The organism is Microbacterium sp. ZW T5_45, from assembly GCF_044987415.1.
Lineage (GTDB): Bacteria > Actinomycetota > Actinomycetes > Actinomycetales > Microbacteriaceae > Microbacterium.
Window position 1 is genome coordinate 20,679 of record NZ_JBJDRJ010000025.1, and the last position, 23,348, is coordinate 44,026.

A 23,348-nucleotide genomic window follows, 5' to 3' on the forward strand; every position below is an offset into this window, starting at 1 on the left:
GTTACTTGACGGAACCGCCCGCAGCCACGATCTTCTGCTCGGCAGAACCCGAGACCTTGTCGACCGAGACCGTGAGCTTCACGGCGATGTCGCCGCCGCCCAGAACCTTGACCTTCTCGTTCTTGCGAACCGCACCTTTGGCGACCAGGTCGCTGACGGTGACGTCGCCACCGGCCGGGTAGAGCTCCGCGAGCTTCTCCAGGTTCACGACCTGGTACTCGACGCGGAACGGGTTCTTGAACCCGCGCAGCTTCGGGGTACGCATGTGCAGCGGCATCTGCCCACCCTCGAAGCCGACGCGCACGGTGTTGCGCGCCTTGGTGCCCTTGGTTCCACGACCAGCGGTCTTTCCCTTGGAACCCTCACCACGGCCGACGCGGGTCTTGGCGGTGTTGGATCCGGGGACCGGACGCAGGTGGTGCACCTTCAGGACGCCGGGGCGGGATGCCGGAGCATCCTTCTTCGGAGCGGCCTTCTTGGCGGCGGGCTTCTTCTCGGCGGCAGCCTTGGGAGCAGCAGCCTTCTTCGGGGCCTTCTCGGCCTCGACGGCTTCGTTCTTCTCAGCCATTAGTCGATCTCCTCAACCTTGACGAGGTGGGCGACGGTCTTGACGTAACCGCGCGTCTGCGCGTCGTCGGGGCGAACGGTGCTGTCACCGATGCGCTTGAGACCGAGCGAACGCAGCGTGTCGCGCTGGTTCTGCTTCTCGCTCACCTTGGACTTGATCTGCGTGACCTTGAGCCGGGCGGCCATCAGGCACCTACCTTCTGTGCGGCGATGGCCTCGGCCTCGGCGCGGACGAGACGCGCAGGTGCGACCTGGTCGAACTCGAGACCACGACGCGCGGCGACCGCACGGGGCTCCTCGAGCTGCTTCAGAGCCGTCACCGTGGCGTGCACGATGTTGATCGTGTTCGAGGAACCCAGCGACTTCGACAGGACGTCGTGGATGCCGGCGCACTCGAGCACGGCGCGGACGGGACCACCCGCGATGACTCCGGTACCGGCAGCGGCCGGACGGAGCAGCACGACGCCGGCAGCCGACTCACCCTGGACGGGGTGAGGGATGGTGTTGCCGGTGCGCGGAACGCGGAAGAAGTTGCGCTTGGCCTCTTCGACACCCTTCGAGATGGCGAGCGGGACCTCACGGGCCTTGCCGTAACCGACGCCCACGAGACCGTTGCCGTCGCCGACGACCACGAGAGCGGTGAAGCTGAAGCGACGACCACCCTTCACGACCTTCGACACGCGGTTGATGGTGACGACGCGCTCGAGGAACTGGTTGTCACCACGGTCACGCGAGTTGCGGTCGCGGCCACCCTGATTGCGGTCACCACGGCCGCCGCGGCGGCCGTCGCGCTGATCGCGAGTCGGCTCGGCCTGCGTGGTGCCGGCGGCCGTCTCGGAAGTGGCAACTGCCGCTTCGGTCACTTCGTTCTCCTTGTTGTCACTCACAGTGCCAGGCCCCCTTCACGAGCGCCGTCGGCGATGGCGGCGACACGACCGGCGTAGCGGTTGCCGCCACGGTCGAACACAGCCTCGGAAATGCCCGCGGCCTTCGCGCGCTCAGCGAGGAGCTCGCCGACCTTGCGTGCCTTGGCGGTCTTGTCACCCTCGAGAGCGCGGAGGTCGGTCTCGAGCGTCGATGCCGACGCGACGGTGTGACCCTTGCTGTCGTCGACCAGCTGCACGAAGACGTGGCGGGCCGAGCGGTTGACGACGAGGCGCGGACGCACCTCGGTGCCGACGACCTTCTTGCGAAGGCGGGCGTGACGACGCGCGCGGGCGTCAGACTTTGACTTGAGAGCCATGGTTACTTACCACTCTTTCCGGCCTTGCGACGCACGACCTCGCCGGCGTAACGCACACCCTTGCCCTTGTACGGCTCGGGCTTGCGGATCTTGCGGATGTTCGCAGCTGCCTCGCCGACAGCCTGCTTGTCGATACCGCTGACGGTGAGCTTGTTCGTACCCTCGACCGTGAGCGTGATGCCGGCGGGCGGGTCGATGAGGACCGGGTGCGAGAAGCCGAGGGCGAACTCGACCGAGCTGCCCTTCTGCGCCACGCGGTAACCGGTTCCGACGACCTCGAGACCCTTGGTGTAGCCCTGGGTCACGCCGATGATGTTGTTGTTGATGAGGGTGCGGGTCAGGCCGTGAAGCGACCGCGACGCACGCTCGTCATCGGGACGGGTGACGAGAACCTGGTTCTCCTCGACCGCGACCTCGATGGGGTTGGCCACCGTCAGGGTGAGCTCACCCTTGGGGCCCTTGACCTGCACCTCACGGCCGTCGACCGAAACGGTCACGCCCGCGGGAACGTCGATGGGAAGGCGTCCAATACGCGACATTTCGAATTACCACACGTAGGCGAGAACTTCTCCGCCCACGCCCTTCTGCTCGGCCTGACGGTCAGTGAGGAGACCGGAGGAGGTGGACAGGATGGCCACGCCGAGGCCGCCGAGGACCTTGGGGAGCTCCGTCGACTTCGCGTACACGCGGAGGCCGGGCTTCGAGACGCGCTTGATGCCGGCGATGGAGCGCTCGCGGTTGGGGCCGTACTTCAGCTGCAGCGTGAGGTTCTTGCCCACGCGAGCGTCAGAGGTCTCCCAGCCGGCGATGTAGCCCTCCTGCTGGAGGATCTCGGCGATGTGCGTCTTGAGCTTGCTCGACGGCAGGGTCACGGAGTCGTGATGCGCCGAGTTCGCGTTGCGCAGACGGGTCAGCAGATCTGCGACCGGGTCTGTCATTGTCATTGTGTTTTTCCTTTGTTCATGAGGTTCCGGCTGCCGTTACACGACAGACGGCCTGCGATGAGCACGCAATCTTCAATTGTACGGGATCGGGCGGGGTGCTCCGCACCCCGCCCGAAAACCGGTCACGCCTGGGCGTCGTCCGTCCGGAACGGGAAGCCGAGCTGACGGAGCAGAGCCCGTCCCTCGTCATCCGTCTTCGCGGTGGTGACGACGGTGATGTCGAAACCACGAACCCGGTCGATCTTGTCCTGGTCGATCTCGTGGAACACGCTCTGCTCCTGGAGACCGAACGTGTAGTTGCCGTTGCCGTCGAACTGCTTCGGCGACAGACCGCGGAAGTCGCGGATACGGGGCAGGGCGAGCGAGACCAGACGGTCGATGAACTCCCACGCACGGTCGCCACGGAGGGTGACGTGCGCGCCGATGGCCTGGCCCTCGCGCAGCTTGAACTGCGCGATGGACTTGCGGGCCTTCGTGACGATCGGCTTCTGGCCGGTGATCTTGGTGAGGTCGTCGACCGCACCATCGATCACCTTGCTGTCGCGAGCTGCCTCGCCGACACCGGTGTTCACGACGACCTTGACCAGGCCGGGGATCTGCATGACGTTCGCGTAGCCGAACTCTTCCTGCAGAGCCTTCTTGATCTCGGAGTTGTACTTCGCCTTCAGGCGGGGCTGCACCTTGACAGCCTCCGCAGCGTCAGTAGCTGCCATCAGAGGTCCTTACCGCTCTTCTTCGCGTAACGCACGCGGACGGTGCGCTTGACGCCGTCCTTGGTCTGCTCCTCGACCCGGTGACCGACACGGGTCGGCTTCTTGGTCGAGGGGTCGACGACTGCGACGTTCGAGATGTGGATGGGAGCCTCGACAGTCTCGAGGCCGCCCGTCTTGGTGCCGCGCTGCGTCTGACCGACGCGCGTGTGCTTGGTGACGTAGTTGACGCCTTCGACGATCACGCGGTTCTGCTCCGACAGGATCTCGAGGACCTTGCCCTGCTTGCCGCGGTCGCCGCCCTTCTCCTGCTTGCGTCCGCTGATGACCTGAACCAGGTCGCCCTTCTTGAGCTTCGCCATGATCAGATGACCTCCGGTGCCAGCGAGACGATCTTCATGAACTTCTTGTCACGAAGCTCACGACCGACCGGCCCGAAGATACGGGTGCCGCGGGGCTCCCCGTCGTTCTTCAGGATGACGGCGGCGTTCTCGTCGAACTTGATGTAGGAGCCGTCCGGACGACGGACCTCCTTCTTGGTGCGAACGATGACCGCCTTGACGACGTCACCCTTCTTGACGTTCCCACCGGGGATCGCGTCCTTGACGGTCGCGACGATGGTGTCGCCGAGGCCGGCGTAGCGACGCTTGGAGCCACCGAGCACACGGATGGTGAGCAGCTCCTTGGCGCCGGTGTTGTCGGCGACCTTGAGTCGGGATTCCTGCTGAATCACTTGGCCTTCTCCAGAATCTCCACCAGACGCCAGCGCTTCGTGGCGCTCAGCGGGCGGGTCTCGTTGATGAGGACCAGGTCGCCGATACCGGCCGAGTTGGTCTCATCGTGCGCCTTGACCTTCGAGGTGCGGCGGATGACCTTGCCGTAAAGCGGGTGCTTCACGCGGTCCTCGACCTCGACCACGATGGTCTTGTCCATCTTGTCGCTGACGACGTAGCCACGACGCGACTTGCGGTAGCCACGGGCCTCCGCGTCGCGGACGTCGTGTGCGGCGTGCTCAGCCTCGACAGCGGCTTCCTTCTTGGTGGCCATCACTCAGCCTCTTCCTTCACGGCGTCGTCGGCGGAGTCCGCCTTCTTCGCCTTCGACTTGGTCGCCTTCTTGGCCGGAGCCTCGACGGGAGCGGGCGTCGCACGGATGCCCAGCTCGCGCTCGCGGATCACGGTGTACAGGCGCGCGATGTCGCGCTTGACGGCGCGGATGCGGCCGTGGCTCTCCAGCTGGCCGGTGGCCGACTGGAAACGGAGGTTGAACAGCTCCTCCTTGGCCTTGCGCAGCTCCTCGACGAGGCGCTGGTCTTCGAACGTGTCGAGCTCTGCCGGAGCGAGCTCCTTGGTGCCGATCGCCATTACGCGTCGCCTCCCTCGCGCTTGATGATGCGTGCCTTGAGCGGCAGCTTGTGGATGGCACGGGTCAGTGCCTCGCGAGCGAGCTCCTCGCTCACGCCGGCGACCTCGAAGAGGACGCGACCCGGCTTGACGTTGGCGACCCACCACTCGGGCGAGCCCTTACCGGAACCCATTCGGGTCTCAGCCGGCTTCTTGGTGAGCGGACGGTCGGGGTAGATGTTGATCCACACCTTTCCGCCACGCTTGATGTGACGCGTCATGGCGATACGAGCGGACTCGATCTGACGGTTCGTCACGTAAGCCGGGGTGAGCGCCTGGATGCCGAACTCACCGAACGACACCTGGGTGCCACCGGTGGCCTGGCCCGAGCGACCCGGGTGGTGCTGCTTGCGGTACTTGACCTTGCGGGGAATAAGCATCAGGCAGACGCTCCTTCTGCGACGGGTGCCTCGTTGCGCGGCGCGCGGCGGCGGTCGCCACCACGGTCGTCACGACGGGACTTCGGTGCGTTCGCCTGCTCGCGAGCAAGCTCCTTGGCGGTGAGGTCGCCCTTGTAGATCCAGACCTTCACGCCGATGCGGCCGAAGGTGGTCTTGGCCTCGTAGAAGCCGTAGTCGATGTTCGCGCGCAGCGTGTGCAGCGGCACACGACCCTCGCGGTAGAACTCCGAACGGCTCATCTCGGCGCCGCCGAGGCGGCCGGAGACCTGGATGCGGATGCCCTTGGCGCCGGCGCGCTGAGCGCCCTGCAGACCCTTGCGCATCGCACGACGGAAGGCGACACGGGCAGACAGCTGCTCGGCGATGCCCTGCGCGACGAGCTGAGCGTCGGCCTCGGGGTTCTTGACCTCGAGGATGTTCAGCTGGATCTGCTTGCCCGAGAGCTTCTCGAGGTCGCCGCGGATGCGCTCGGCCTCGGCGCCGCGGCGACCGATCACGATGCCCGGACGGGCGGTGTGGATGTCGACGCGGACGCGGTCGCGGGTGCGCTCGATCTCGATGTTCGAGACACCGGCACGGTCGAGCTGCGTCTGCAGCAGACGACGGATCTTGATGTCCTCGGCCACGTAGTCGGCGTAACGCTGACCAGGCTTCGTCGAGTCGGAGAACCAACGCGAAACGTGATCAGTGGTGATGCCGAGGCGGAAGCCGTACGGGTTGACCTTCTGTCCCATTACTTGCTCGCCTTCTTGTTGCTGTCGCCGGCAGCGGCCGGAGCCGCCTCGGGCGTGGAGAGCACGACCGTGATGTGGCTCGTGCGCTTCTTGATCTGGAAAGCGCGACCCTGAGCACGGGGCTGGAAACGCTTGAGCGTCGTGCCCTCGTCGACGTACGCGTTCTTCACGTACAGGTCCTGCTCGTCGAGGTACTCGCCGTCGCGATCGGCCTTCACCTGCGCGTTGGCGATCGCCGACGCGACAAGCTTGTAGATCGGCTCACTGGCGCTCTGCTGAGCGAACTTCAGGATCGCCAGGGCCTCTTTGGCCTGCTTTCCCTTGATGAGCGCGACGACACGACGAGCCTTCTGCGGGGTCACGCGGATGTGCTTCACGCGTGCGATGGATTCGACCATTAGCGGCGCCGCCCCTTCTTGTCGTCCTTCTCGTGGCCGCGGAAGGTGCGGGTGGGCGCGAACTCGCCCAGCTTGTGACCGACCATGGTCTCGGACACGAACACGGGGATGTGCTTGCGTCCGTCGTGGACCGCGATCGTGTGACCCAGCATGGCCGGGATGATCATGGACCGACGGGACCAGGTCTTGATGACGTTCTTCGTGCCGGCTTCGTTCTGGCCGATCACCTTGCGAAGCAGGTGCTCGTCGACGAAGGGGCCCTTCTTAAGACTGCGAGGCATCTTCTCTTACTCCTACTTGCGCTTCTTGCCGGCGTTACGACGACGCACGATGTACTTGTCGCTCTCCTTGTTGGCGTGACGGGTACGACCCTCAGCCTGTCCCCAAGGAGAAACGGGGTGACGACCACCGGAGGTCTTACCCTCACCACCACCGTGGGGGTGGTCGACCGGGTTCATCGCGACACCACGCACGGTCGGGCGGACGCCCTTCCAGCGCATGCGGCCGGCCTTGCCCCAGTTGATGTTCGACTGCTCGGCGTTGCCGACCTCGCCGATGGTCGCGCGGCAGCGCGCATCGACGTTGCGGATCTCGCCGGAGGGCAGACGCAGCTGAGCGAAGTTGCCGTCCTTGGCGACGAGACGGACGGATGCTCCGGCCGAACGCGCCATCTTGGCACCGCCGCCGGGGCGGAGCTCGATCGCGTGGATCACGGTACCGGTGGGGATGTTCTTCAGCGGGAGGTTGTTGCCCGGCTTGATGTCAGCCCCGGCACCCGACTCGACGACGTCGCCCTGCTTGAGCTTCGCCGGCGCGAGGATGTAGCGCTTCTCGCCGTCGAAGTAGTGCAGCAGCGCGATACGAGCGGTGCGGTTGGGGTCGTACTCGATGTGAGCGACCTTGGCGTTGACGCCGTCCTTGTCATTGCGACGGAAGTCGATGACACGGTACTGACGCTTGTGTCCACCACCGATGTGACGGGTCGTGATGCGGCCCTGGTTGTTGCGACCACCGGTCTTCGAGAGCGGGCGCAGCAGCGACTTCTCCGGCGTCGATCGAGTGATCTCGGCGAAGTCAGCCACCGACGAGCCGCGACGGCCCGGGGTCGTGGGCTTGTACTTGCGAATAGCCATGATTGTCCTTTATCCCCCGGATCAGCCGATTGCCGTGAAGATGTCGATGGTGCCCGACTTCAGGGTCACGATGGCGCGCTTGGTGTCCTTGCGCTTGCCGGTGCCGAAGCGGGTGCGACGAGCCTTGCCGACGCGGTTGAGGGTGTTGACCCCTGCGACCTTGACGCCGAAGATCTTCTCGATGGCGAGCTTGATCTCGGTCTTCGAAGCGCGCGGGTCGACGAGGAAGGTGTACTTGCCCTCGTCGATGAGCCCGTAGCTCTTCTCGGACACGACCGGCTTCAGGATGATGTCGCGCGGGTCCTTGTTCAGGGCCGTCTGGAGAACAGATGCCTGCTCGCTCATGCGGAGACCTCCTGGTTGGCGCCGGTCTTCGCGGCGATGAAGCCCTCGAGAGCGGCCTGGGTGAAGACGATGTCGTCGGAGACGAGCACGTCGTAGGCGTTGAGCTGGTCGAACGACAGCACGTGGATGTTGCTGAGGTTGCGGATGCTCTTGAGCGCCAGCTCGTCGCCGCGCTCGATGACCACGAGGACGTTCTTCGACGTGGCGACCGTGGCGAGGAAGCTCGCCGCAGCCTTGGTCGAGGGCGCGCCCTCGGTGCCGAAGGCGTCGATCGCGTGCAGACGGTCACCACGGAAGCGGTCGCTCAGCGCGCCCAGCAGGGCGGCGGCGATCATCTTCTTGGGGGTGCGCTGCGAGTAGTCGCGCGGCTTCGGGCCGTGCACGATGCCACCACCGGTCATGTGCGGCGCGCGGATCGAGCCCTGACGGGCGTTACCCGTGCCCTTCTGCTTGAAGGGCTTGCGGCCGGCACCCGAGACCTCACCACGACGCTTGGTCGAGTGGGTTCCCTGGCGGGCGGCGGCGAGCTGCGCGACGACGACCTGGTGGATCAGCGGAATGTTCGTCTTGACGTCGAACAGAGCGGCGGGCAGCTCGATCGAGCCGGCCTTCTTGCCGTCTGCCTTGAGGACGTCGAGCGCGAGAGTCGAGTCAGCCATGATCAGGCACCCTTCACTGCGTTGCGGACGTAGACGATGCGGCCACGTGCACCGGGGACGGCGCCCTTGACGAGCAGCAGACCCTTCTCGGCGTCGACGGCGTGCACCGTGAGGTTGAGGACGGTCACGCGCTCGCCACCCATACGGCCGGCCATGCGCATGCCCTTGAAGACGCGGCTCGGGGTCGACGATGCGCCGATGGAGCCGGGCTTGCGGTGGTTGCGGTGCGAACCGTGCGATGCCGAGACGCCCTTGAAGTTGTGGCGCTTCATGACACCGGCGAAGCCCTTGCCCTTGCTCGTGCCGACGACGTCGACGAGCTGGCCGGCCTCGAAGGTGCCGTCGACCGTGAGCTCCTGGCCCAGGGTGTAGTCACCGGCATCCGCGGTGCGGATCTCGGTGACGTGACGACGCGGCGTGACGCCGGCGGCCTCGAAGTGGGCGGAGAGCGGCTTGTTTACCTTGCGGGGGTCGATCTGACCGTACGCGATCTGCACGGCGTTGTAGCCGTCCTTCTCGGGCGTACGGATCTGGGTGACCACGTTCGGTGCGAGCTCGATCACGGTGACCGGGATGAGCTTGCCGTTCTCGTTCCAGACCTGGGTCATGCCGAGCTTCGTGCCGAGCAGGCCCTTGGAAATCTTTGCGTTGATGTCAACCATGTCGGACCTCAGAGCTTGATCTCGATGTTGACGTCAGCCGGCAGGTCGAGACGCATCAGCGAGTCGACTGCCTTGGGCGTCGGGTCGACGATGTCGATCAGACGCTTGTGGGTGCGCATCTCGAAGTGCTCGCGGCTGTCCTTGTACTTGTGGGGCGACCGGATGACGCACACGACGTTCTTCTCGGTCGGAAGGGGCACGGGACCGATGACAGTCGCGCCCGCACGGGTCACGGTGTCGACGATCTTGCGTGCGGACGTGTCGATGACCTCGTGGTCATACGACTTCAGGCGAATGCGGATCTTCTGTCCCGCCATTGTCTGCTTCTCTCTCTTAGGCGTCTTACCGTCCGGGGCCGGGTGACCCTGGGGCATTGGACGCACGACGGCGCTGTTCGCGCCTCGGCACTTCGCTTCTCGGGATCTCGGATCGGAGTCCGTGAGCCTGTCGAAGGGGCTGCACCACTGTTCTGCTGTCATCCCGCACGCCTCGCGACGCGCGGATTCCGACCTCCGCCACGCATGGCGGAACCTCCGTGAGGAGGTGTCGGGGTTGTCCTGCCACCCGCGGCCTAGGTCCCTGCGCCCGATCCCTGAGGGATGACGCCGCCTATGCACTGTCGTGATGGTGATCCAGCGCACGCGGAGCGCGCCGGAATGTCGAACCTGTCTATTCTGCCACGGCGGAATCCGCATCCGCAAACCCGGGCGTGTCGCGCCCCGCGGGTGCCTCGGGTCGGGCACCGGAGTCGCCGAGCGGGATCATCCTCCGAGCGCGGGGCGAGGCATCCCCATGCCTCGCCCCGCTTTGGGGAGGACGCCCGGGCGAGGGGGCGCACCGGGCGCGAGAGGCGCGGCGTGAAGGGACACCGCTCCTCCCGCTCGAGAGCGCGGCGTCGCCGCCGCGCAGGCAGAGGATCGGCCGTCGCGCGCGACGCGCGAGCGATGCACGATGTTCCCCACGATCGTTCCCCAGTTCGAACGCGGCGTACCGCGTGGATTCAGGATGCCGGACCCCTCCGACTCCTCGACCGCGCATTCCCCAGGCGGTCGCTGCTCACTATAGGCGAAGCAGAAGGGAAGGTCGATACTGCCGGACCGGTATACAGCAGAAGGCGGCGACGATCCGGGATGGATCGCCGCCGCCTTCTGGCGACTGCGGAGATCTACTCGTTGCCGACTGCCTTGTCGGCCTGTTCGCGGATCTCGTCGATCTTGTCCGCGGCGCCGGGAGCGATCTTCTTCGCGAAGTCGGCGACGCCGTCGAGCACCTTGTCGCTGACCTCTTCGGCCTGCTCGCTCTTCACGGCCTCTTCGATCTTGTCCTTGTTCTGCTCGAACAGCTCCTTGCCCTTGTTGACGGCGTTGCCGACGGTGTCCTCGATGCCCATGCTGTGTCCCCTCGATTGAGTCCGGGTCGATGCGCCGGAGATGACCTGCGCATCTTCATTGTGCCGGTATCGACCGATCGGGGGAAGAGACGGATACGGGCGAGGTCGCACGCCGTCATCCCCCGCACACGACGAAGGGGCCGGACCCGAAGGTCCGACCCCTGTGCCAGGAAGCAGATGCTTACTTGATGATGCTGGTGACCGTACCGGCGCCGACGGTGCGTCCACCCTCACGGATGGCGAAGCCGAGGCCCTCCTCCATGGCGATCGGCTGGATCAGCTCGACCGTCATGTCGGTGGTGTCGCCGGGCATGACCATCTCGGTGCCCTCGGGCAGCGAGATGACGCCGGTGACGTCGGTGGTGCGGAAGTAGAACTGCGGGCGGTAGTTCGTGTAGAACGGGTTGTGACGGCCACCCTCGTCCTTGGAGAGGATGTACGCGGTGCCCTCGAAGTTCGTGTGAGGGGTGACCGAGCCCGGCTTCACGATGACCTGGCCGCGCTCGACGTCCTCGCGCTTGGTGCCACGGAGAAGCAGACCACAGTTCTCGCCGGCCCAGGCCTCGTCGAGCTGCTTGTGGAACATCTCGATACCCGTGACCGTGGTCTTGACGGTCGGACGCAGTCCGACGATCTCGACCTCGGAGTTGATGGCCAGGGTGCCACGCTCGGCGCGGCCCGTGACGACGGTGCCACGACCGGTGATCGTGAAGACGTCCTCGACCGGCATGAGGAACGGCTTGTCGCGGTCACGCTCGGGGTCCGGCACGCTGTCGTCGACAGCCTGCATGAGCTCGAGGATCTTCTCGGTCCACTTCTCGTCGCCCTCGAGCGCCTTGAGCGCCGAGACCTGCACGACGGGAGCGTTGTCGCCGTCGAAGCCCTGCGAAGAGAGCAGCTCGCGGACCTCGAGCTCGACGAGCTCCAGGATCTCCTCGTCGTCGACCATGTCGCTCTTGTTCAGGGCGACGAGCAGGTACGGCACGCCGACCTGCTTCGCGAGCAGAACGTGCTCGCGGGTCTGAGCCATGGGGCCGTCGGTGGCGGCGACCACGAGGATCGCGCCGTCCATCTGCGCTGCACCCGTGATCATGTTCTTGACGTAGTCGGCGTGGCCGGGGGCGTCAACGTGTGCGTAGTGGCGCTTCGGGGTCTCGTACTCGATGTGCGAGATGTTGATGGTGATACCACGCTGGCGCTCTTCCGGCGCCGAGTCGATGGAAGCGAAGTCGCGCTGCACGTTGGTGTCGGAGGGGTACTTGTCAGCAAGCACCTTCGAGATCGCTGCGGAGAGCGTGGTCTTGCCGTGGTCGACGTGACCGATCGTTCCGATGTTGACGTGCGGCTTGGTCCGCTCGAACTTGGCCTTAGCCACTTGGTCCTCCTCAGGACGTCGTGTAGAGGTGTCCGGGCACTGGATTGCGACCGGATCTCTACGGGTTAGGTTCTCAGTTTAGTAGAGAGGGAATGTGAAGTTGTAGGAGACCTGGGAGCGGCCCTTCGACAGGCTCAGGAACCCATGGGTTGCTGAGCCTGTCGAAGCACCGACTCCCAGACAGGTGTTACTCGCCGCCCTGGTGCTTCTGGACGATCTCGTCCGCCACAGCGCGGGGAACCTCGGCGTAGCTGTTGAACTCCATCGAGTAGACGGCGCGGCCCGAGGTCTTCGAGCGCAGGTCACCGATGTAGCCGAACATCTCGGACAGCGGCACGTGAGCACGGACGACCTTGACGCCGGCGGCATCCTCCATCGACTGGATCTGGCCACGACGCGAGTTCAGGTCGCCGATGACGTCGCCCATGTACTCCTCGGGAGTACGGACCTCGACGGCCATCAGCGGCTCGAGCAGCACGGGGTTCGCGCGACGCAGGGCCTCCTTGAAGCCCATGGATCCCGCGATCTTGAACGCCATCTCCGAGGAGTCGACATCGTGAGCGGCACCGTCGACGATGGTCGCCTTGACGCCGACGATCGGGTAGCCGGCGAGCACGCCGACGTTCATCGCGTCCTGGAAACCGGCGTCGATCGAGCCGATGTACTCGCGCGGGATACGTCCACCGGTGACGGCGTTGACGAACTCGTACGTCTTCTCGTCGTCGAGCTCGAGCGGCTCGATGTTGAACTGGATCTTCGCGAACTGACCCGATCCACCCGTCTGCTTCTTGTGGGTGTAGTCGTGCTTCTCGACGGCCTTGCGGATCGTCTCGCGGTAGGCCACCTGGGGCTTGCCGACATTCGCCTCGACGTTGAACTCGCGCTTCATGCGGTCGACGAGGATGTCGAGGTGCAGCTCGCCCATGCCCTTGATGGTCGTCTGACCGGTCTCGGGGTTGAGCTCCGTGCGGAAGGTCGGGTCCTCTTCGGCGAGCTTCTGGATGGCGACACCCAGCTTCTCCTGGTCGGCCTTGGTCTTCGGCTCGATGGCGACCTCGATGACGGGCTCGGGGAACGTCATCGACTCGAGGACGACCGGCGAGTTCGGGTCGGTCAGGGTGTCACCGGTGGTGGTGTCCTTCAGGCCGATGACCGCGTAGATGTTGCCCGCGGTGACCGAGGGGACCGGGATCTCCTTGTTGGCGTGCATCTGGAAGATCTTTCCGATGCGCTCCTTCTTGCCCTTGGTCGAGTTGACGACCTGAGCGCCGGACTCGAGCTCGCCCGAGTAGACGCGCACGTAGGTCAGGCGACCGAAGAACGGGTGCACGGCGACCTTGAAGGCCAGGGCTGCGAACGGGTCCTTCGCGTCGGGGTGACGCTCGATGATCGTGTCGTAGTCCTTGGGGTCGTGCGCCTGGATCGAGCCCACGTCGAGCGGGTTCGGCAGGAAGTCGATGACCGCGTCGAGCATCGGCTGGACGCCACGGTTCTTGAACGCGGAGCCGCAGAGCACCGGGTAGATCTCGGAGGCGACCGTCATCTTACGGATCGCGCCCTTGATCTCGGCGACCGTGAGCTCCTCGCCACCGAAGAACTTCTCGAGCAGAGCGTCGTCGGTCTCGGCGACGGTCTCGAGGAGCAGCTGACGGTACTCGTCGGCCTTCTCCTTGAGATCTGCCGGGATCTCCTGGATCTCGTAGGAGGCGCCCATGGTGACGTCACCCTTGGAGTCACCGGCCCAGACGAGCGCGCGCATCTCGATGAGGTCGACGACTCCGATGAAGTCGTTCTCCGCACCGATGGGCAGCTGGATGACCAGCGGCTTCGCGCCGAGGCGGTTGATGATCGTGTCGACCGTGAAGTAGAAGTCCGCGCCGAGCTTGTCCATCTTGTTGACGAAGCAGATGCGGGGGACGTTGTACTTGTCGGCCTGACGCCACACGGTCTCGGACTGGGGCTCGACGCCCTCCTTGCCGTCGAAGACGGCGACCGCACCGTCGAGGACGCGGAGCGAGCGCTCCACCTCGACCGTGAAGTCCACGTGACCGGGGGTGTCGATGATGTTGATCTGGTTCTTGTTCCAGTAGCAGGTCACGGCGGCAGACGTGATCGTGATGCCGCGCTCCTTCTCCTGCTCCATCCAGTCGGTGGTCGACGCACCGTCGTGGGTCTCGCCGAGCTTGTGGTTGACGCCCGTGTAGAACAGGATGCGCTCGGTCGTGGTGGTCTTGCCAGCATCGATGTGAGCCATGATGCCGATGTTCCGAACCTTGCTCAGGTCGGTGAGCACGTCTTGTGCCACAGGAGTGTCCTTATCTTTTTGGCAGTCGTACTGCGAAGAGGGGGTGCCCGCCCCCGACGATCCGTCGGGGGCGGGCGAAGCTGTTACCAGCGGTAGTGAGCGAACGCGCGGTTCGACTCGGCCATCTTGTGCGTGTCCTCGCGACGCTTGACAGCAGCGCCGAGACCGTTCGACGCGTCGAGGATCTCGTTCTGGAGACGCTCGGTCATCGTCTTCTCGCGGCGACCCTTGGCGTAGCTGACGAGCCAGCGCAGCGCGAGGGTGTTGGCGCGGTGCGGCTTGACCTCGACCGGCACCTGGTAGGTCGAACCACCGACGCGGCGGCTCTTGACCTCGAGGGTGGGGCGGACGTTGTCGAGCGCCTTCTTGAGCGTGGCGACGGCATCCTGGCCACCGTTCTTCGCCTCGACGCCCTTGAGGGCGTTGTAGACGATCGACTCGGCGAGGGACTTCTTGCCGTCGACCAGGATCTTGTTGACCAGCTGGCTGACGATCGGAGCGCCGTAGACCGGGTCGTTGACGACGGGACGCTTAGGTGCGGGACCCTTACGAGGCATCTAACTCAACCCTTCTTCGCGCCGTAGCGGGAACGAGCCTGCTTACGGTTCTTGACGGCCTGGGTGTCCAGGGCGCCACGGACGATCTTGTAACGCACACCGGGGAGGTCCTTGACACGACCGCCGCGGACGAGCACCAGCGAGTGCTCCTGCAGGTTGTGACCCTCGCCCGGGATGTAGGCGGTGACCTCGGTGCCGTTACGGAGCTTCACACGTGCGACCTTGCGCATCGCCGAGTTCGGCTTCTTCGGGGTGGTGGTGTAGACGCGGGTGCAGACCCCGGCCTGCTGCGGGTTCGACTTCAGGGCGGGAGCCTTGGTCTTGGAGACCTTCGGCGAGCGACCCTTGCGAACCAACTGCTGAATGGTTGGCACGTTCTCTCCTCATAGTGCTGCACGGTGACAGCGTGATGGATTCACATCAGACCCACCGGCACGCCGGAACCGACGTGCTTTTGTGGTGGTGGGTATGCCGTGGGGGCGGACCGGCAAGGTGCCGACGCCCAGCGCGCACGTCAAGACGTGCACACACCTGGTCAAGTGTAATGCCGCGTAACCTAGCGGTCAAATGGATCCGGGACCCACGGGGTCACGGCGTGTCGGGGCCGAACGGCGTGTCCAGGGATTCGGTGAGCTCGGCGAGCAGCGCCTCGATCTGCGGCTCGACGTGCTGGGAGATCGCCGCCTGGATCCGGAAGCGATGCCGGAGCACGAGTCCGCAGATCTCGCGGCCGATCATGTTCGCGTACTCGTCGGCGAGGGTGACCTCCTGCCGCAGCGCCGTCTTGGCCTCTTCACTCAGCGGGGGCAGCGGGGGCAGCTCGTCGGCCGCGTCGTCGGCGAGACCCGCGATCGTGAACAGGAACGGTGCCCCGGGAACCGGCTCGGGATCCAGCGGCAACCCGTCGAACTCGGGGTCCAGGTCCTCGGACGGCCGGTAGCTGCGGGCGCGGTTCCGCGCGGCCTGCTGGTCGAGCTCGCGCTGCAGGGTGGGGAGATTGCGGGCGGTGTACTCCGCGACGGCGGCATCGACGATCGTCTTGATCCGCGTGGAGAGTCCGTGCTGCACGCCGTGCGGGGTGTTCGAGGCGATGCCGGCGGCCGAGAGCACGGGAGATCCGAGGCAGCGGCGACACGGCGCGACGCGTCCGCGGTGCGTGGCCGGCTCCCACCGGGGCACCCAGCGGATCCAGGCCTCCACGGCCTGTGCCACCTGGGACTCCAGCGAACGCTCCACGCCTGAAGTGTACGGCGGCTCGGGCGTGTCGGCGTCGAGGGACGCGCGCCGGATGCTCACTCGTCGTCGTCGCGCTCCCAGCGCCAGCGCGGATGCTGCGCCCTGGTGCGCCGCAGGGCGATGCCGCCCCAGCCGGCTACGGCCGCCGCGACCAGCACCACGGCGCTCGCACCACCGGTGACCAGGTCGCCCGCGACGACGGTGGCGGTGACCACTCCGCCGGTCGCGATCAGCACGCAGAGCCACACGACCGCGAGGTGGACGAGCGCCGCCACGAGCGCGATCACCGGCACCGATGCGAAGCGCGGCCGCACCCGCTGCAGTGCTCGAGCGAGTGCGGCGACGAATCCGAGCATCGCGGCCAGCATTCCGAGCACGCCGGGCAGCGGGCCGAGACCGGGCACCGCGATGATCTCGGCATCCGTCACCAGGCTCACGGCGCCGAGCCCGAACACCGCCAGGGCGAAGAAGCCGATGACGGCGAAGACCAGCGCCAGAACGACCGAGACCCCCGCGGACTCGGGTCTGCGGGGGTCTGGCGTCGACATGTGCGGTGGTTATCGCGACAGCGTCGGACCGGCTTCGAGGGTGCGCTCGTACTCGCGCTGCGCCTCCTCGTTGAGCTCGGTCTTGCGGGCGCCGCTGCGGGCCACCCAGGCACCGAACCAGATCGTGAGCTCGCGGCCGAACACGAACGCCGCGATCGCGAGCGGAGCGAAGAGCTCCTCGCTCACGAAGGTCGCGCCCTGGGCCGAGGTGAGCAGCCAGAACGGGGCCTCGAAGAGCTGGCCGAGGATGTGACCGCCGTAGGCGATGATGCCGACGAAGATGCCGAACACGACCCAGCGGCCCCAACGGCCCCGGTTGATGATCGCACCGAGCAGCCAGAAGCCGAGGAAGAACACCACGACCGGCACCCAGAATCCGAACGTGGTGAGCGGAGCGAGCGCGGCCTCGCCGATGTTCTCGCCGGTGACGTCGCCGTGGATGGCCCCGAGGCCGATCGCGGTGCCGAGGTAGAGGATCGCGAACGCCAGCGTCGCGAGAAGGCCGATCGCACCGGCGGTCCCGCGGTTGCCGCGCTCGCGCGGCGGCTCAGGGGCCTGGACGAAGATCGGCTGAGGGGCGACGGCGGGAGCGATGACCGCGGGCGGCTCCGCCGCAGCCGTCTGCGCGGCGGTCGGCTCGGAGGGCACGATGCGCGTCGCAGTGTCGTCCTCGAACGATGGGGCCACGGATCCCGCATAGGCGGTGTCGGCGATCGAGGGCTCGTCGTGCGCCCCGGCGGCGTCGATGACCGCGGTACGGTCGTCGTCGGCGGCGAGAGCGTTCAGCGCCGGGGTCGCGAACGTGCCGGGGTGTTCCATCTCGGCGGCTTCGAAGGCAGCGAGGTCGGGGTCGACGTGCGCGGTGGATGCGGTCGCATCGGAGTCCCCGGTCGATGCGGTCGCGTCGCCTGTGGTCGACCGGGTGGCGGCATCCGTCGTGCCGGCTGCGTCGGTGTCGTCCCGGACGACTGCGTCGCCGTCGTGAGCGCTGTCGGCCGAGGCACCGGTGGCGGAGGGGACGTCGGCGCCCGCCGCTGCAGCGGCGTCGAGACCGGCGTTCGCGCTGTCGACGACGTCGTCGACGTCTCTCGGCTGCTCGTTCTGGGGAACGTCGGGGTCACTCATGGGGGCGCCTCTCGTGGAAGTGGTCACTGCGAGGTTACCGCCGCGTGTTCGCGCGCCAAGGGAGGCGTGCCGACGTGTCGGCCACCCCGGATCGATGCGGATGCCGAGCGCGGGTCAGGGCAGGATGCCGCGGAGCCCGTCGCCGAAGAACGCGGCCATCTCGGGGACGATCGGCAGCGCGAACCAGAACAGTCCGACGACGACACCCGTGCACAGGATGCCTGCTACCCAGCTGATCGCCAGATTGCGTCCCCCCACTCGTGCCATGGCTCCACGCTACGGGTGCGCGAGGACGGATGCCAGACGCAACGCCGATCCGGATGCCGCGCTCAGCGAGCGGCTCGTCCCCGCAGTCGCCAGAGCAGCCAGAGGCTCGAGAGCGGGACGAGCAGCACACCGAGGACGAGAGCCCCGGACCACACGACGTCGTACACCGCAGGCACCAGGGGATTGTTCACGGTGGTCACCGCATCCCCGGTTCCGGAGGAGCTGCCGCTCTCGAACCCGGCGACGCCCCAGAACGTTCCTCCGATGACGGCGGAGATCACGAGGGTCACGAAGGGAACGACGATCGCGACGACCTTCTCCCACGTCCTCCAGAGCGGGCTCAGGCACACGAGCACGGCGCCGACGATCCACCCGATGATCGGCACCACGAAGCCGCCCGCGCCGAGGGTGATCGCTGCGACGATCGCGAAGGTGCGGCCGCTCGTGACGGGCGGCTTCGCCGGCTCTGGCAGGGAGGCTGCGGGAGCATCCTCGGACTGCGCCTGCGCTTCGCGTGCGATGACGGCCGGGTCGCCCAGAGCGGCGATCCGCGCGGAGAGCTCGGCGACGTCGAGTCCGCTCAGCTCTTCGGCGATGCCCGAACGGATCTCGCCGGCGACGCCGTGCGGGAGCGCGCGCATCGCCTCATCGAGACGCGCGAGGTACTCGTCGCGCATGCCGTCCGCAATGAGCTGGGTCATGGTCTTTCCTCTCCGACGATGCCCGTGACGACACGGGCGAACGGGGCCCACTGGGCCCGGAATCTCTCGAGCTGCACGGATCCGGCATCCGTGAGGCGGTAGTACTTGCGCACCGGGCCGCTCTCCGAAGGCTGCTCGAATGTGCTGACCCAGCCGTTGTCGCGGAGCCGGCCGAGCAGCGGGTACAGCGTGCCGATGCTGGCGATGAGCCCCGCCTGGATGAGGGCGTCCGACAGCTGCCAGCCGTACATCGGTTCACGCGAGAGAAGGCCGAGCACGCAGTATTCGACCACCCCCTTGCGCATCTGCGCACCGACGTCGGCTGTCATGCATGACAAGGTAGCATGCGTGGCAAGGTAGATGTCAGCACATCGTCTCGGGCTTCTGAGCTCGCTCGTCGTGCTGCCGCATCGCGCGACGTGCGTTCAGTCGGGGACTCCACCCGGAACCGCTCGGTTTTCCGCGAGAATCGCCCGACGAACCGCATATCGCCCGACAAAAGCGGTACGCGACGGAGACGCGCCTACTGGTCGCGATCGGAATCGTTGATCACTCGATCGATCCAGTCGCGCCGCGGCAACCGGGCGATCTCTTCGCGCGAGAACCAGGAGAGTTCGACGATCTCCTCCATATCCGGAGTTGCGTCATCAAGCAGTTCGCACGCGTACGCGATCGAGATGTACCCGACCTCATCGCCATTGGGATAGGTGACGGCCATGGGCTGACCGCCGTAAGCACCCACGATGCCGGTGATCCGCACCCGCGCACCCGTCTCCTCGAGGACCTCGCGCTCGACGGCATCCGCCGGCTCCTCCCCCGGCTCGACACCCCCGCCGATGAGACTCCAGAGGCCCGAATGGGCGTGCCGGGCGAGCAGGAACCTGGCGCCGTCACGGATCACGGCTGTGACGCCCGGCAGAAGCAGGAATTCGTGCCCGATCCTCGCGCGGATCGAGGCGACGTACGGCGAGATCGACATCGGAGCAGTCTATGCACCGCACTCACCACGCGATCGTGCGCACCCCGGTTACAGTTGGGGGTATGGCTGACAGCTCATTTGACATCGTCTCGAAGGTCGACCACCAGGAGGCGCAGAACGCCCTCAACCAGGCGCACAAGGAGATCGAGCAGCGCTACGACTTCAAGGGCACCGGTGCCTCCATCGAGTGGAGTGGCGAGCAGGTGCTCATCAAGGCGAGCACCGAGGAGCGCGCGACCGCGGTGCTCGACGTCTTCCAGTCGAAGCTCATCAAGCGCGGGATCTCGCTCAAGAGCCTCGACTCGGGCGAGCCCTTCGCGAGCGGCAAGGAGTTCCGCATCGTCTCGAGCCTCAAGGACGGCATCTCCTCGGAGAACGCGAAGAAGATCAACAAGATCATCCGCGACGAAGGCCCCAAGGGCGTCAAGAGCCAGATCCAGGGCGACGAACTGCGCGTGCAGTCCAAGAGCCGCGACGACCTGCAGGCGGTCATCGCGCTGCTCAAGGGCTCGGACCTCGACGTCGACCTGCAGTTCATCAACTACCGCTGAACGCGCTCCGCGCACCGAATGGCTCCCGTTCTGACGGGGGCCATTCGCGTTTCAGGGCCTCGGCCCCTGCGCGCCGGGCTCTCGCCGCAGGAAGACGTCGACGGCGTCCTCGCTCTCGAGGACGAACCCGTGCCGCTCGTACAGCCGTCGCGCGGCGCTCCCCTGCAGCACGTTGAGGCGCAGCATCCGATCGTCGTCCGCGTGATCGCGCAGGATGCCGGTGAGCACACCGCCGCCGATCCCGCGGCCCTGCACAGACGGGTCGAGGTAGAAGTGCTCGATCCACAGCGATTCCCCCTCCGGCCGGACGGCCACGAGTCCGGAGTCACGGCCGTCGACGACGATCACCTGAGTGTGCCCGGGCGCGTAGGCGTCGAGGAACCTCGTCCGCACACGTCGCTCGTCATAGCGTCCCAGACGCTCGAGATCCGCCCGCAGGACGACGGCCCGTAGGTCGGCCATCCACGTGGCGTCCTCCTCGTGAGCGGGGCGGAGGATCCATACGTTCGGCATCCTCTCAGCCAACCACAGCGACGCGGCAGGGGCCGAAGCCCCTGCCGCATCCTGCACGCCGATCAGCCTCCCGAGGGATTCTCGAGGGGCTTGCCCTCGTCATCCGTGGTCTCCTGCTCGAGCACCTCGTCGGTGTCCCCGGAGCCGCCATCGTCGGGCGCGCCTCCCGAGGCCGTGTCGGCCTCCTCATCGGCGCCGGGCGTGCCCTGGGTGTTCTTCGGATCACTCATCTGCGACTCCTTTCATGTCCATCTCTCCGACCGTTCCTTCGTCGGGGAGATGACCTTACGGAACCGCGACCGCGGGCGCCCAGGGGCTTGACCGGGCGGGTGAGCCCCGTCATCCTGTGTCTGCGGCGATGACCGTTCAGGAGCCATCGTCGCTCCTACCGCCGCGGGGCTCGTTCTGACCACCGGGAAGACCCCGCTGACGCCGGGGAGCCACCGGTCCACGACGATCGCGTCGTAGCGGCGGGTGAGCGGGCTGAGGGAGGGTTCGGAAGCCGGCGACGAATCTGGCCGGATGTCTAAGAACGCATTCCGATATACGAGGATTTGTGCCGGAAACTGAAGACGTCGCACTCCGGAGGGCGACGAAGATGCACGACAAGCGACGCGCCGGCGGACGGAATCGGCTCTCCCTTCACGATTCCGCTCCCGGTGGGGATCGGGTCTCCGTCGGCTCCGCGGTCGTGATCGCCTGTGACCGGCGGATACCCCGACTACCGCCGGTCACAGGCACCTCCGACGGCGAACCGGACGGCGCGACACGTTCGACGAAGAAGGATGTGCGTGCGGAGCATCCGGCTTCATGATGTAGTAGCCCTCCAGGCATACCTCGGGGGCCTGGACAGGGGATACGCGGCTGGGGGGTCATGAACATGAGAGGTACCGACGGACCGGGCGCGGTCAAGGTCACACTGGCGGAACGAGTGTTCGAGGACATCGGCGCGCGCATCCTCAATGACGAGTACCCTCCGGGTCATCGCATCCGCGATCTCGAGGTCGCCGAAGAACTCCACGTGTCCCGGACACCGGTGCGCGAGGCGCTGCAGCGCTTGGAGCGCCTCGGCCTGGTCGTCGTCTATCCGAGCCGATACACCGAGGTGACGTCCGTCACCGCCGAGATCATGGCGCAGACGCTCGAGTTCGCGGGTTTCCAGGCCGGGATCGTCGCTCGCCTCGCCGCGACGAGGGCGACGCCGCTCGAGCGGCAGCAGGTCGCGATGCTCATCGAGCGCCTCGCGGATGCCGAGCCCGGCACGGATGCTGCGCGGGCGAGATGGGACGTGTTCGCGTTCCTCGGCGAGCGCACCGGCAACACGCCGCTGCGCTCGATGCTGAGCGAGACCGGACTCGTGATCCGGCGGAACCTCAGCGCCTGCGACGACCCGCACATGGACCACGATCGCATCCAGCAGTTGTGCGGGGAGCTGCGAGAGGCCCTGAACTCCGGCGACGGCGATGCCGCGGAACGTGCAGCGCGAGCGCTCCACGGCATCTGATCGACGGATGCTCAGCGTCGGCCGACGGCCGCCCATCCGGTGACCCAGCGGCCGAGGCGCGCATACGCCTCGGAGCGCGCCTCTCGGCGCGAGAGGAACACATCGTGCAGTGCTCCATCGATGCGCTCGACGGTGACGGACGGGCCGAGCTTCAGCGCCGCGCGTGCGATGTCATCGACCACGAGAACGGTGTCGGCACGCGTGAGATCGTCGCTCCACCGCGTCGGCGTCGCCGAGCGCGTGGAGAGCAGCACGCACACCGGCGCGTCGATCGACAGACCCGCGGCGACCGCGTTGTGCCCCTTGATGATCGCGTGGAACCAGCCGGCGTGCACTGCCATGGTCTGCGCCGGGCGCCACGCGAGATCGACCGTCATCGGGTCGTCGGGATCGGCGACCTCCGCCTGCGCGCGGGTGTAGAAGCCGAGGTCGACCTGCGGCGCGACCTCTCTGGGTGCCCATCGCGCCTGCAGTTCGGCGACAGGCGTGATCAGTGGACGTACGGACGCGACCTGGAACTCCAGCCACGGGCTGTTCAGGATCACCGCGCTGGCCTCCCCCGGATGCCGTGACGCCCACAGACTCAGGGTGAGACCGCCTGTCGAGTGCCCGAGCAGTACGAGCCGTCGGCCGAGAACACCGGCCGTCTCCGCCATCGCCGCGCGCGCCGCGGCGATGTCCTCGTCGTACGTCGCGAGATCGGTGATGTAGCCCGGGGTCTGTCCCTCGCGCAGGCTCCGTCCGTACTTGCGCAGATCGAGTGCGAAGAACCGCGCGCCACGGGAGGTCCAGAACCTCGCCAACCGCTTCTGGAAGAAGTAGTCCGACCAACCGTGCACGTACAGCACGTCGACGTCATCGAGCGGGCGCGTGCGTCCGCTCAGCCGGTCCCACCAGCTCGGGGGCGCGGGAAGCGCCCGGACCAGAGTGGCCACGACCGGGCCCTCGTCATCGGCACCGAGGTCGAGCGTCAGCTGCTCGAACTCATCTCCGAGGACGTCGGGTACCCAATCGGCCATGTCGCCAGGCTAGCCGGTCGTCGGCGGATGTCGTGGCTCGCGGCCGTGTCGGTATCAGGCGATAAGGTGCTCGCGAGGG

The 23,348-nt window shown here is 66.6% G+C and carries 37 protein-coding genes; 2 read left to right on the top strand and 35 right to left on the bottom strand.

What is annotated here, in order from left to right:
* Position 1: 1 nt before the first annotated feature.
* The 32 genes from rplO to ACI3KS_RS13225 form a co-directional block, all read right to left on the bottom strand.
* Complete coding sequence (rplO, locus tag ACI3KS_RS13070; protein WP_404918974.1) at positions 2-568, bottom strand: 50S ribosomal protein L15; 567 nt, start codon at positions 566-568, stop codon at positions 2-4.
* Positions 568-753, bottom strand: coding sequence for a 50S ribosomal protein L30 (gene rpmD / locus ACI3KS_RS13075; protein ID WP_067121122.1), 186 nt, complete (start codon positions 751-753; stop codon positions 568-570). The genes rplO and rpmD overlap by 1 nt, the downstream gene beginning before the upstream one ends.
* On the bottom strand, positions 753-1,454 hold the full coding sequence (gene rpsE, locus ACI3KS_RS13080; RefSeq protein WP_404918976.1) for a 30S ribosomal protein S5: 702 nt from the start codon (positions 1,452-1,454) through the stop codon (positions 753-755). Before rpsE ends, rpmD begins: the two co-directional genes overlap by 1 nt.
* Positions 1,451-1,810: a 50S ribosomal protein L18 gene (gene rplR, locus ACI3KS_RS13085; protein WP_404918978.1), complete on the bottom strand. Its 360-nt coding sequence runs from the start codon at positions 1,808-1,810 to the stop codon at positions 1,451-1,453. The genes rpsE and rplR overlap by 4 nt, the downstream gene beginning before the upstream one ends.
* A 2-nt stretch (positions 1,811-1,812) precedes the next feature.
* Positions 1,813-2,349: a 50S ribosomal protein L6 gene (rplF, locus tag ACI3KS_RS13090; RefSeq protein WP_404918980.1), complete on the bottom strand. Its 537-nt coding sequence runs from the start codon at positions 2,347-2,349 to the stop codon at positions 1,813-1,815.
* Between the two features lie 6 nt (positions 2,350-2,355).
* Complete coding sequence (gene rpsH, locus ACI3KS_RS13095) at positions 2,356-2,754, bottom strand: 30S ribosomal protein S8 (protein ID WP_105673687.1); 399 nt, start codon at positions 2,752-2,754, stop codon at positions 2,356-2,358.
* 122 nt (positions 2,755-2,876) lie between these two features.
* Complete coding sequence (rplE, locus tag ACI3KS_RS13100; RefSeq protein ID WP_404918983.1) at positions 2,877-3,467, bottom strand: 50S ribosomal protein L5; 591 nt, start codon at positions 3,465-3,467, stop codon at positions 2,877-2,879.
* Positions 3,467-3,826 (bottom strand): 50S ribosomal protein L24, encoded by a 360-nt coding sequence (gene rplX, locus ACI3KS_RS13105; protein WP_404918985.1) that lies wholly within the window; start codon positions 3,824-3,826, stop codon positions 3,467-3,469. Before rplX ends, rplE begins: the two co-directional genes overlap by 1 nt.
* A gap of 2 nt (positions 3,827-3,828) precedes the next feature.
* Positions 3,829-4,197: a 50S ribosomal protein L14 gene (rplN, locus tag ACI3KS_RS13110; RefSeq protein ID WP_017201583.1), complete on the bottom strand. Its 369-nt coding sequence runs from the start codon at positions 4,195-4,197 to the stop codon at positions 3,829-3,831.
* Positions 4,194-4,511, bottom strand: a complete 318-nt coding sequence (gene rpsQ / locus ACI3KS_RS13115; protein WP_045256213.1) for a 30S ribosomal protein S17 — start codon at positions 4,509-4,511, stop codon at positions 4,194-4,196. Before rpsQ ends, rplN begins: the two co-directional genes overlap by 4 nt.
* Positions 4,511-4,828, bottom strand: a complete 318-nt coding sequence (rpmC, locus tag ACI3KS_RS13120; protein WP_017829202.1) for a 50S ribosomal protein L29 — start codon at positions 4,826-4,828, stop codon at positions 4,511-4,513. The genes rpsQ and rpmC overlap by 1 nt, the downstream gene beginning before the upstream one ends.
* The gene (rplP, locus tag ACI3KS_RS13125; RefSeq protein ID WP_404918988.1) at positions 4,828-5,247 is read right to left on the bottom strand and encodes a 50S ribosomal protein L16; all 420 of its coding nucleotides are present in this window, start codon (positions 5,245-5,247) and stop codon (positions 4,828-4,830) included. The genes rpmC and rplP overlap by 1 nt, the downstream gene beginning before the upstream one ends.
* Positions 5,247-6,002 carry a 30S ribosomal protein S3 gene (gene rpsC, locus ACI3KS_RS13130; RefSeq protein ID WP_401069612.1) on the bottom strand — a complete coding sequence of 252 codons (756 nt, stop codon included), beginning with the start codon at positions 6,000-6,002 and terminating at the stop codon, positions 5,247-5,249. The genes rplP and rpsC overlap by 1 nt, the downstream gene beginning before the upstream one ends.
* Positions 6,002-6,400 carry a 50S ribosomal protein L22 gene (rplV, locus tag ACI3KS_RS13135; protein WP_404918990.1) on the bottom strand — a complete coding sequence of 133 codons (399 nt, stop codon included), beginning with the start codon at positions 6,398-6,400 and terminating at the stop codon, positions 6,002-6,004. Before rplV ends, rpsC begins: the two co-directional genes overlap by 1 nt.
* Entirely contained in the window at positions 6,400-6,681 is a 282-nt protein-coding gene (rpsS, locus tag ACI3KS_RS13140) for a 30S ribosomal protein S19 (RefSeq protein ID WP_045249922.1), read from the bottom strand. The genes rplV and rpsS overlap by 1 nt, the downstream gene beginning before the upstream one ends.
* Before the next feature lie 12 nt (positions 6,682-6,693).
* Positions 6,694-7,533: a 50S ribosomal protein L2 gene (rplB, locus tag ACI3KS_RS13145; RefSeq protein WP_091029529.1), complete on the bottom strand. Its 840-nt coding sequence runs from the start codon at positions 7,531-7,533 to the stop codon at positions 6,694-6,696.
* 21 nt (positions 7,534-7,554) lie between these two features.
* Positions 7,555-7,878, bottom strand: coding sequence for a 50S ribosomal protein L23 (rplW, locus tag ACI3KS_RS13150; RefSeq protein ID WP_017829206.1), 324 nt, complete (start codon positions 7,876-7,878; stop codon positions 7,555-7,557).
* Positions 7,875-8,537 (bottom strand): 50S ribosomal protein L4, encoded by a 663-nt coding sequence (gene rplD, locus ACI3KS_RS13155; protein ID WP_404918991.1) that lies wholly within the window; start codon positions 8,535-8,537, stop codon positions 7,875-7,877. The genes rplW and rplD overlap by 4 nt, the downstream gene beginning before the upstream one ends.
* 2 nt (positions 8,538-8,539) lie before the next feature.
* Positions 8,540-9,199, bottom strand: a complete 660-nt coding sequence (rplC, locus tag ACI3KS_RS13160; protein ID WP_404918992.1) for a 50S ribosomal protein L3 — start codon at positions 9,197-9,199, stop codon at positions 8,540-8,542.
* A gap of 8 nt (positions 9,200-9,207) precedes the next feature.
* The gene (gene rpsJ / locus ACI3KS_RS13165; RefSeq protein WP_404918993.1) at positions 9,208-9,516 is read right to left on the bottom strand and encodes a 30S ribosomal protein S10; all 309 of its coding nucleotides are present in this window, start codon (positions 9,514-9,516) and stop codon (positions 9,208-9,210) included.
* Between the two features lie 848 nt (positions 9,517-10,364).
* Positions 10,365-10,589 (bottom strand): hypothetical protein, encoded by a 225-nt coding sequence (locus ACI3KS_RS13170; protein ID WP_404918994.1) that lies wholly within the window; start codon positions 10,587-10,589, stop codon positions 10,365-10,367.
* Positions 10,590-10,770: 181 nt separating this feature from the next.
* The gene (gene tuf, locus ACI3KS_RS13175; protein WP_404918995.1) at positions 10,771-11,964 is read right to left on the bottom strand and encodes an elongation factor Tu; all 1,194 of its coding nucleotides are present in this window, start codon (positions 11,962-11,964) and stop codon (positions 10,771-10,773) included.
* 187 nt (positions 11,965-12,151) lie between these two features.
* Positions 12,152-14,269, bottom strand: a complete 2,118-nt coding sequence (fusA, locus tag ACI3KS_RS13180) for an elongation factor G (protein WP_404918996.1) — start codon at positions 14,267-14,269, stop codon at positions 12,152-12,154.
* An 83-nt stretch (positions 14,270-14,352) separates the two neighbouring features.
* Positions 14,353-14,826, bottom strand: coding sequence for a 30S ribosomal protein S7 (gene rpsG / locus ACI3KS_RS13185; RefSeq protein WP_045256225.1), 474 nt, complete (start codon positions 14,824-14,826; stop codon positions 14,353-14,355).
* A 5-nt stretch (positions 14,827-14,831) separates the two neighbouring features.
* On the bottom strand, positions 14,832-15,200 hold the full coding sequence (rpsL, locus tag ACI3KS_RS13190; protein WP_013584051.1) for a 30S ribosomal protein S12: 369 nt from the start codon (positions 15,198-15,200) through the stop codon (positions 14,832-14,834).
* Positions 15,201-15,414: 214 nt separating this feature from the next.
* Complete coding sequence (locus ACI3KS_RS13195) at positions 15,415-16,062, bottom strand: spermidine/putrescine ABC transporter substrate-binding protein (protein ID WP_404918997.1); 648 nt, start codon at positions 16,060-16,062, stop codon at positions 15,415-15,417.
* A 56-nt stretch (positions 16,063-16,118) separates the two neighbouring features.
* Positions 16,119-16,610: a hypothetical protein gene (locus tag ACI3KS_RS13200; protein WP_404918998.1), complete on the bottom strand. Its 492-nt coding sequence runs from the start codon at positions 16,608-16,610 to the stop codon at positions 16,119-16,121.
* Positions 16,611-16,619: 9 nt separating this feature from the next.
* Positions 16,620-17,735: an ABC transporter gene (locus ACI3KS_RS13205; protein ID WP_404918999.1), complete on the bottom strand. Its 1,116-nt coding sequence runs from the start codon at positions 17,733-17,735 to the stop codon at positions 16,620-16,622.
* Between the two features lie 114 nt (positions 17,736-17,849).
* Complete coding sequence (locus ACI3KS_RS13210; protein WP_404919000.1) at positions 17,850-18,002, bottom strand: hypothetical protein; 153 nt, start codon at positions 18,000-18,002, stop codon at positions 17,850-17,852.
* 62 nt (positions 18,003-18,064) lie between these two features.
* Positions 18,065-18,703 (bottom strand): HAAS signaling domain-containing protein, encoded by a 639-nt coding sequence (locus tag ACI3KS_RS13215; protein ID WP_404919001.1) that lies wholly within the window; start codon positions 18,701-18,703, stop codon positions 18,065-18,067.
* Positions 18,700-19,032 (bottom strand): PadR family transcriptional regulator, encoded by a 333-nt coding sequence (locus tag ACI3KS_RS13220; RefSeq protein WP_404919002.1) that lies wholly within the window; start codon positions 19,030-19,032, stop codon positions 18,700-18,702. Before ACI3KS_RS13220 ends, ACI3KS_RS13215 begins: the two co-directional genes overlap by 4 nt.
* A 194-nt stretch (positions 19,033-19,226) precedes the next feature.
* A complete protein-coding gene (locus tag ACI3KS_RS13225; RefSeq protein WP_404919003.1) occupies positions 19,227-19,682 on the bottom strand; it encodes an NUDIX domain-containing protein in 456 nt (151 codons plus the stop codon).
* 62 nt (positions 19,683-19,744) lie between these two features.
* Between ACI3KS_RS13225 and ACI3KS_RS13230 the strand changes: the two genes are divergently transcribed.
* A complete protein-coding gene (locus tag ACI3KS_RS13230) occupies positions 19,745-20,233 on the top strand; it encodes a YajQ family cyclic di-GMP-binding protein (RefSeq protein ID WP_404919004.1) in 489 nt (162 codons plus the stop codon).
* A gap of 51 nt (positions 20,234-20,284) precedes the next feature.
* Here ACI3KS_RS13230 and ACI3KS_RS13235 read toward each other — a convergent pair whose 3' ends face one another.
* Both ACI3KS_RS13235 and ACI3KS_RS13240 read right to left on the bottom strand, forming a co-directional pair.
* The gene (locus ACI3KS_RS13235; protein ID WP_404919005.1) at positions 20,285-20,746 is read right to left on the bottom strand and encodes a GNAT family N-acetyltransferase; all 462 of its coding nucleotides are present in this window, start codon (positions 20,744-20,746) and stop codon (positions 20,285-20,287) included.
* A 62-nt stretch (positions 20,747-20,808) separates the two neighbouring features.
* The gene (locus ACI3KS_RS13240) at positions 20,809-20,976 is read right to left on the bottom strand and encodes a hypothetical protein (protein WP_404919006.1); all 168 of its coding nucleotides are present in this window, start codon (positions 20,974-20,976) and stop codon (positions 20,809-20,811) included.
* Between the two features lie 650 nt (positions 20,977-21,626).
* Between ACI3KS_RS13240 and ACI3KS_RS13245 the strand changes: the two genes are divergently transcribed.
* The gene (locus ACI3KS_RS13245) at positions 21,627-22,250 is read left to right on the top strand and encodes a GntR family transcriptional regulator (RefSeq protein ID WP_404919007.1); all 624 of its coding nucleotides are present in this window, start codon (positions 21,627-21,629) and stop codon (positions 22,248-22,250) included.
* 11 nt (positions 22,251-22,261) lie between these two features.
* Here ACI3KS_RS13245 and ACI3KS_RS13250 read toward each other — a convergent pair whose 3' ends face one another.
* Positions 22,262-23,269 (bottom strand): alpha/beta hydrolase, encoded by a 1,008-nt coding sequence (locus ACI3KS_RS13250; protein ID WP_404919008.1) that lies wholly within the window; start codon positions 23,267-23,269, stop codon positions 22,262-22,264.
* Between the last annotated feature and the right edge of the window lie 79 nt (positions 23,270-23,348).

Coding starts and splice junctions, on each gene's coding strand:
- rplO (WP_404918974.1), bottom strand. CDS start 568: ATGGCTGAGAAGAACGAAGCCGTCGAGGCCGAGAAGGCCCCGAAGAAG.
- rpmD (WP_067121122.1), bottom strand. CDS start 753: ATGGCCGCCCGGCTCAAGGTCACGCAGATCAAGTCCAAGGTGAGCGAG.
- rplR (WP_404918978.1), bottom strand. CDS start 1,810: ATGGCTCTCAAGTCAAAGTCTGACGCCCGCGCGCGTCGTCACGCCCGC.
- rplF (WP_404918980.1), bottom strand. CDS start 2,349: ATGTCGCGTATTGGACGCCTTCCCATCGACGTTCCCGCGGGCGTGACC.
- rpsH (WP_105673687.1), bottom strand. CDS start 2,754: ATGACAATGACAGACCCGGTCGCAGATCTGCTGACCCGTCTGCGCAAC.
- rplE (WP_404918983.1), bottom strand. CDS start 3,467: ATGGCAGCTACTGACGCTGCGGAGGCTGTCAAGGTGCAGCCCCGCCTG.
- rplX (WP_404918985.1), bottom strand. CDS start 3,826: ATGGCGAAGCTCAAGAAGGGCGACCTGGTTCAGGTCATCAGCGGACGC.
- rpsQ (WP_045256213.1), bottom strand. CDS start 4,511: ATGGCCACCAAGAAGGAAGCCGCTGTCGAGGCTGAGCACGCCGCACAC.
- rpmC (WP_017829202.1), bottom strand. CDS start 4,828: ATGGCGATCGGCACCAAGGAGCTCGCTCCGGCAGAGCTCGACACGTTC.
- rplP (WP_404918988.1), bottom strand. CDS start 5,247: ATGCTTATTCCCCGCAAGGTCAAGTACCGCAAGCAGCACCACCCGGGT.
- rpsC (WP_401069612.1), bottom strand. CDS start 6,002: ATGGGACAGAAGGTCAACCCGTACGGCTTCCGCCTCGGCATCACCACT.
- rplV (WP_404918990.1), bottom strand. CDS start 6,400: ATGGTCGAATCCATCGCACGCGTGAAGCACATCCGCGTGACCCCGCAG.
- rpsS (WP_045249922.1), bottom strand. CDS start 6,681: ATGCCTCGCAGTCTTAAGAAGGGCCCCTTCGTCGACGAGCACCTGCTT.
- rplB (WP_091029529.1), bottom strand. CDS start 7,533: ATGGCTATTCGCAAGTACAAGCCCACGACCCCGGGCCGTCGCGGCTCG.
- rplW (WP_017829206.1), bottom strand. CDS start 7,878: ATGAGCGAGCAGGCATCTGTTCTCCAGACGGCCCTGAACAAGGACCCG.
- rplD (WP_404918991.1), bottom strand. CDS start 8,537: ATGGCTGACTCGACTCTCGCGCTCGACGTCCTCAAGGCAGACGGCAAG.
- rplC (WP_404918992.1), bottom strand. CDS start 9,199: ATGGTTGACATCAACGCAAAGATTTCCAAGGGCCTGCTCGGCACGAAG.
- rpsJ (WP_404918993.1), bottom strand. CDS start 9,516: ATGGCGGGACAGAAGATCCGCATTCGCCTGAAGTCGTATGACCACGAG.
- ACI3KS_RS13170 (WP_404918994.1), bottom strand. CDS start 10,589: ATGGGCATCGAGGACACCGTCGGCAACGCCGTCAACAAGGGCAAGGAG.
- rpsG (WP_045256225.1), bottom strand. CDS start 14,826: ATGCCTCGTAAGGGTCCCGCACCTAAGCGTCCCGTCGTCAACGACCCG.
- ACI3KS_RS13200 (WP_404918998.1), bottom strand. CDS start 16,610: ATGTCGACGCCAGACCCCCGCAGACCCGAGTCCGCGGGGGTCTCGGTC.
- ACI3KS_RS13205 (WP_404918999.1), bottom strand. CDS start 17,735: ATGAGTGACCCCGACGTTCCCCAGAACGAGCAGCCGAGAGACGTCGAC.
- ACI3KS_RS13210 (WP_404919000.1), bottom strand. CDS start 18,002: ATGGCACGAGTGGGGGGACGCAATCTGGCGATCAGCTGGGTAGCAGGC.
- ACI3KS_RS13215 (WP_404919001.1), bottom strand. CDS start 18,703: ATGACCCAGCTCATTGCGGACGGCATGCGCGACGAGTACCTCGCGCGT.
- ACI3KS_RS13220 (WP_404919002.1), bottom strand. CDS start 19,032: ATGACAGCCGACGTCGGTGCGCAGATGCGCAAGGGGGTGGTCGAATAC.
- ACI3KS_RS13225 (WP_404919003.1), bottom strand. CDS start 19,682: ATGTCGATCTCGCCGTACGTCGCCTCGATCCGCGCGAGGATCGGGCAC.
- ACI3KS_RS13230 (WP_404919004.1), top strand. CDS start 19,745: ATGGCTGACAGCTCATTTGACATCGTCTCGAAGGTCGACCACCAGGAG.
- ACI3KS_RS13235 (WP_404919005.1), bottom strand. CDS start 20,746: ATGCCGAACGTATGGATCCTCCGCCCCGCTCACGAGGAGGACGCCACG.
- ACI3KS_RS13240 (WP_404919006.1), bottom strand. CDS start 20,976: ATGAGTGATCCGAAGAACACCCAGGGCACGCCCGGCGCCGATGAGGAG.
- ACI3KS_RS13245 (WP_404919007.1), top strand. CDS start 21,627: ATGAGAGGTACCGACGGACCGGGCGCGGTCAAGGTCACACTGGCGGAA.
- ACI3KS_RS13250 (WP_404919008.1), bottom strand. CDS start 23,269: ATGGCCGATTGGGTACCCGACGTCCTCGGAGATGAGTTCGAGCAGCTG.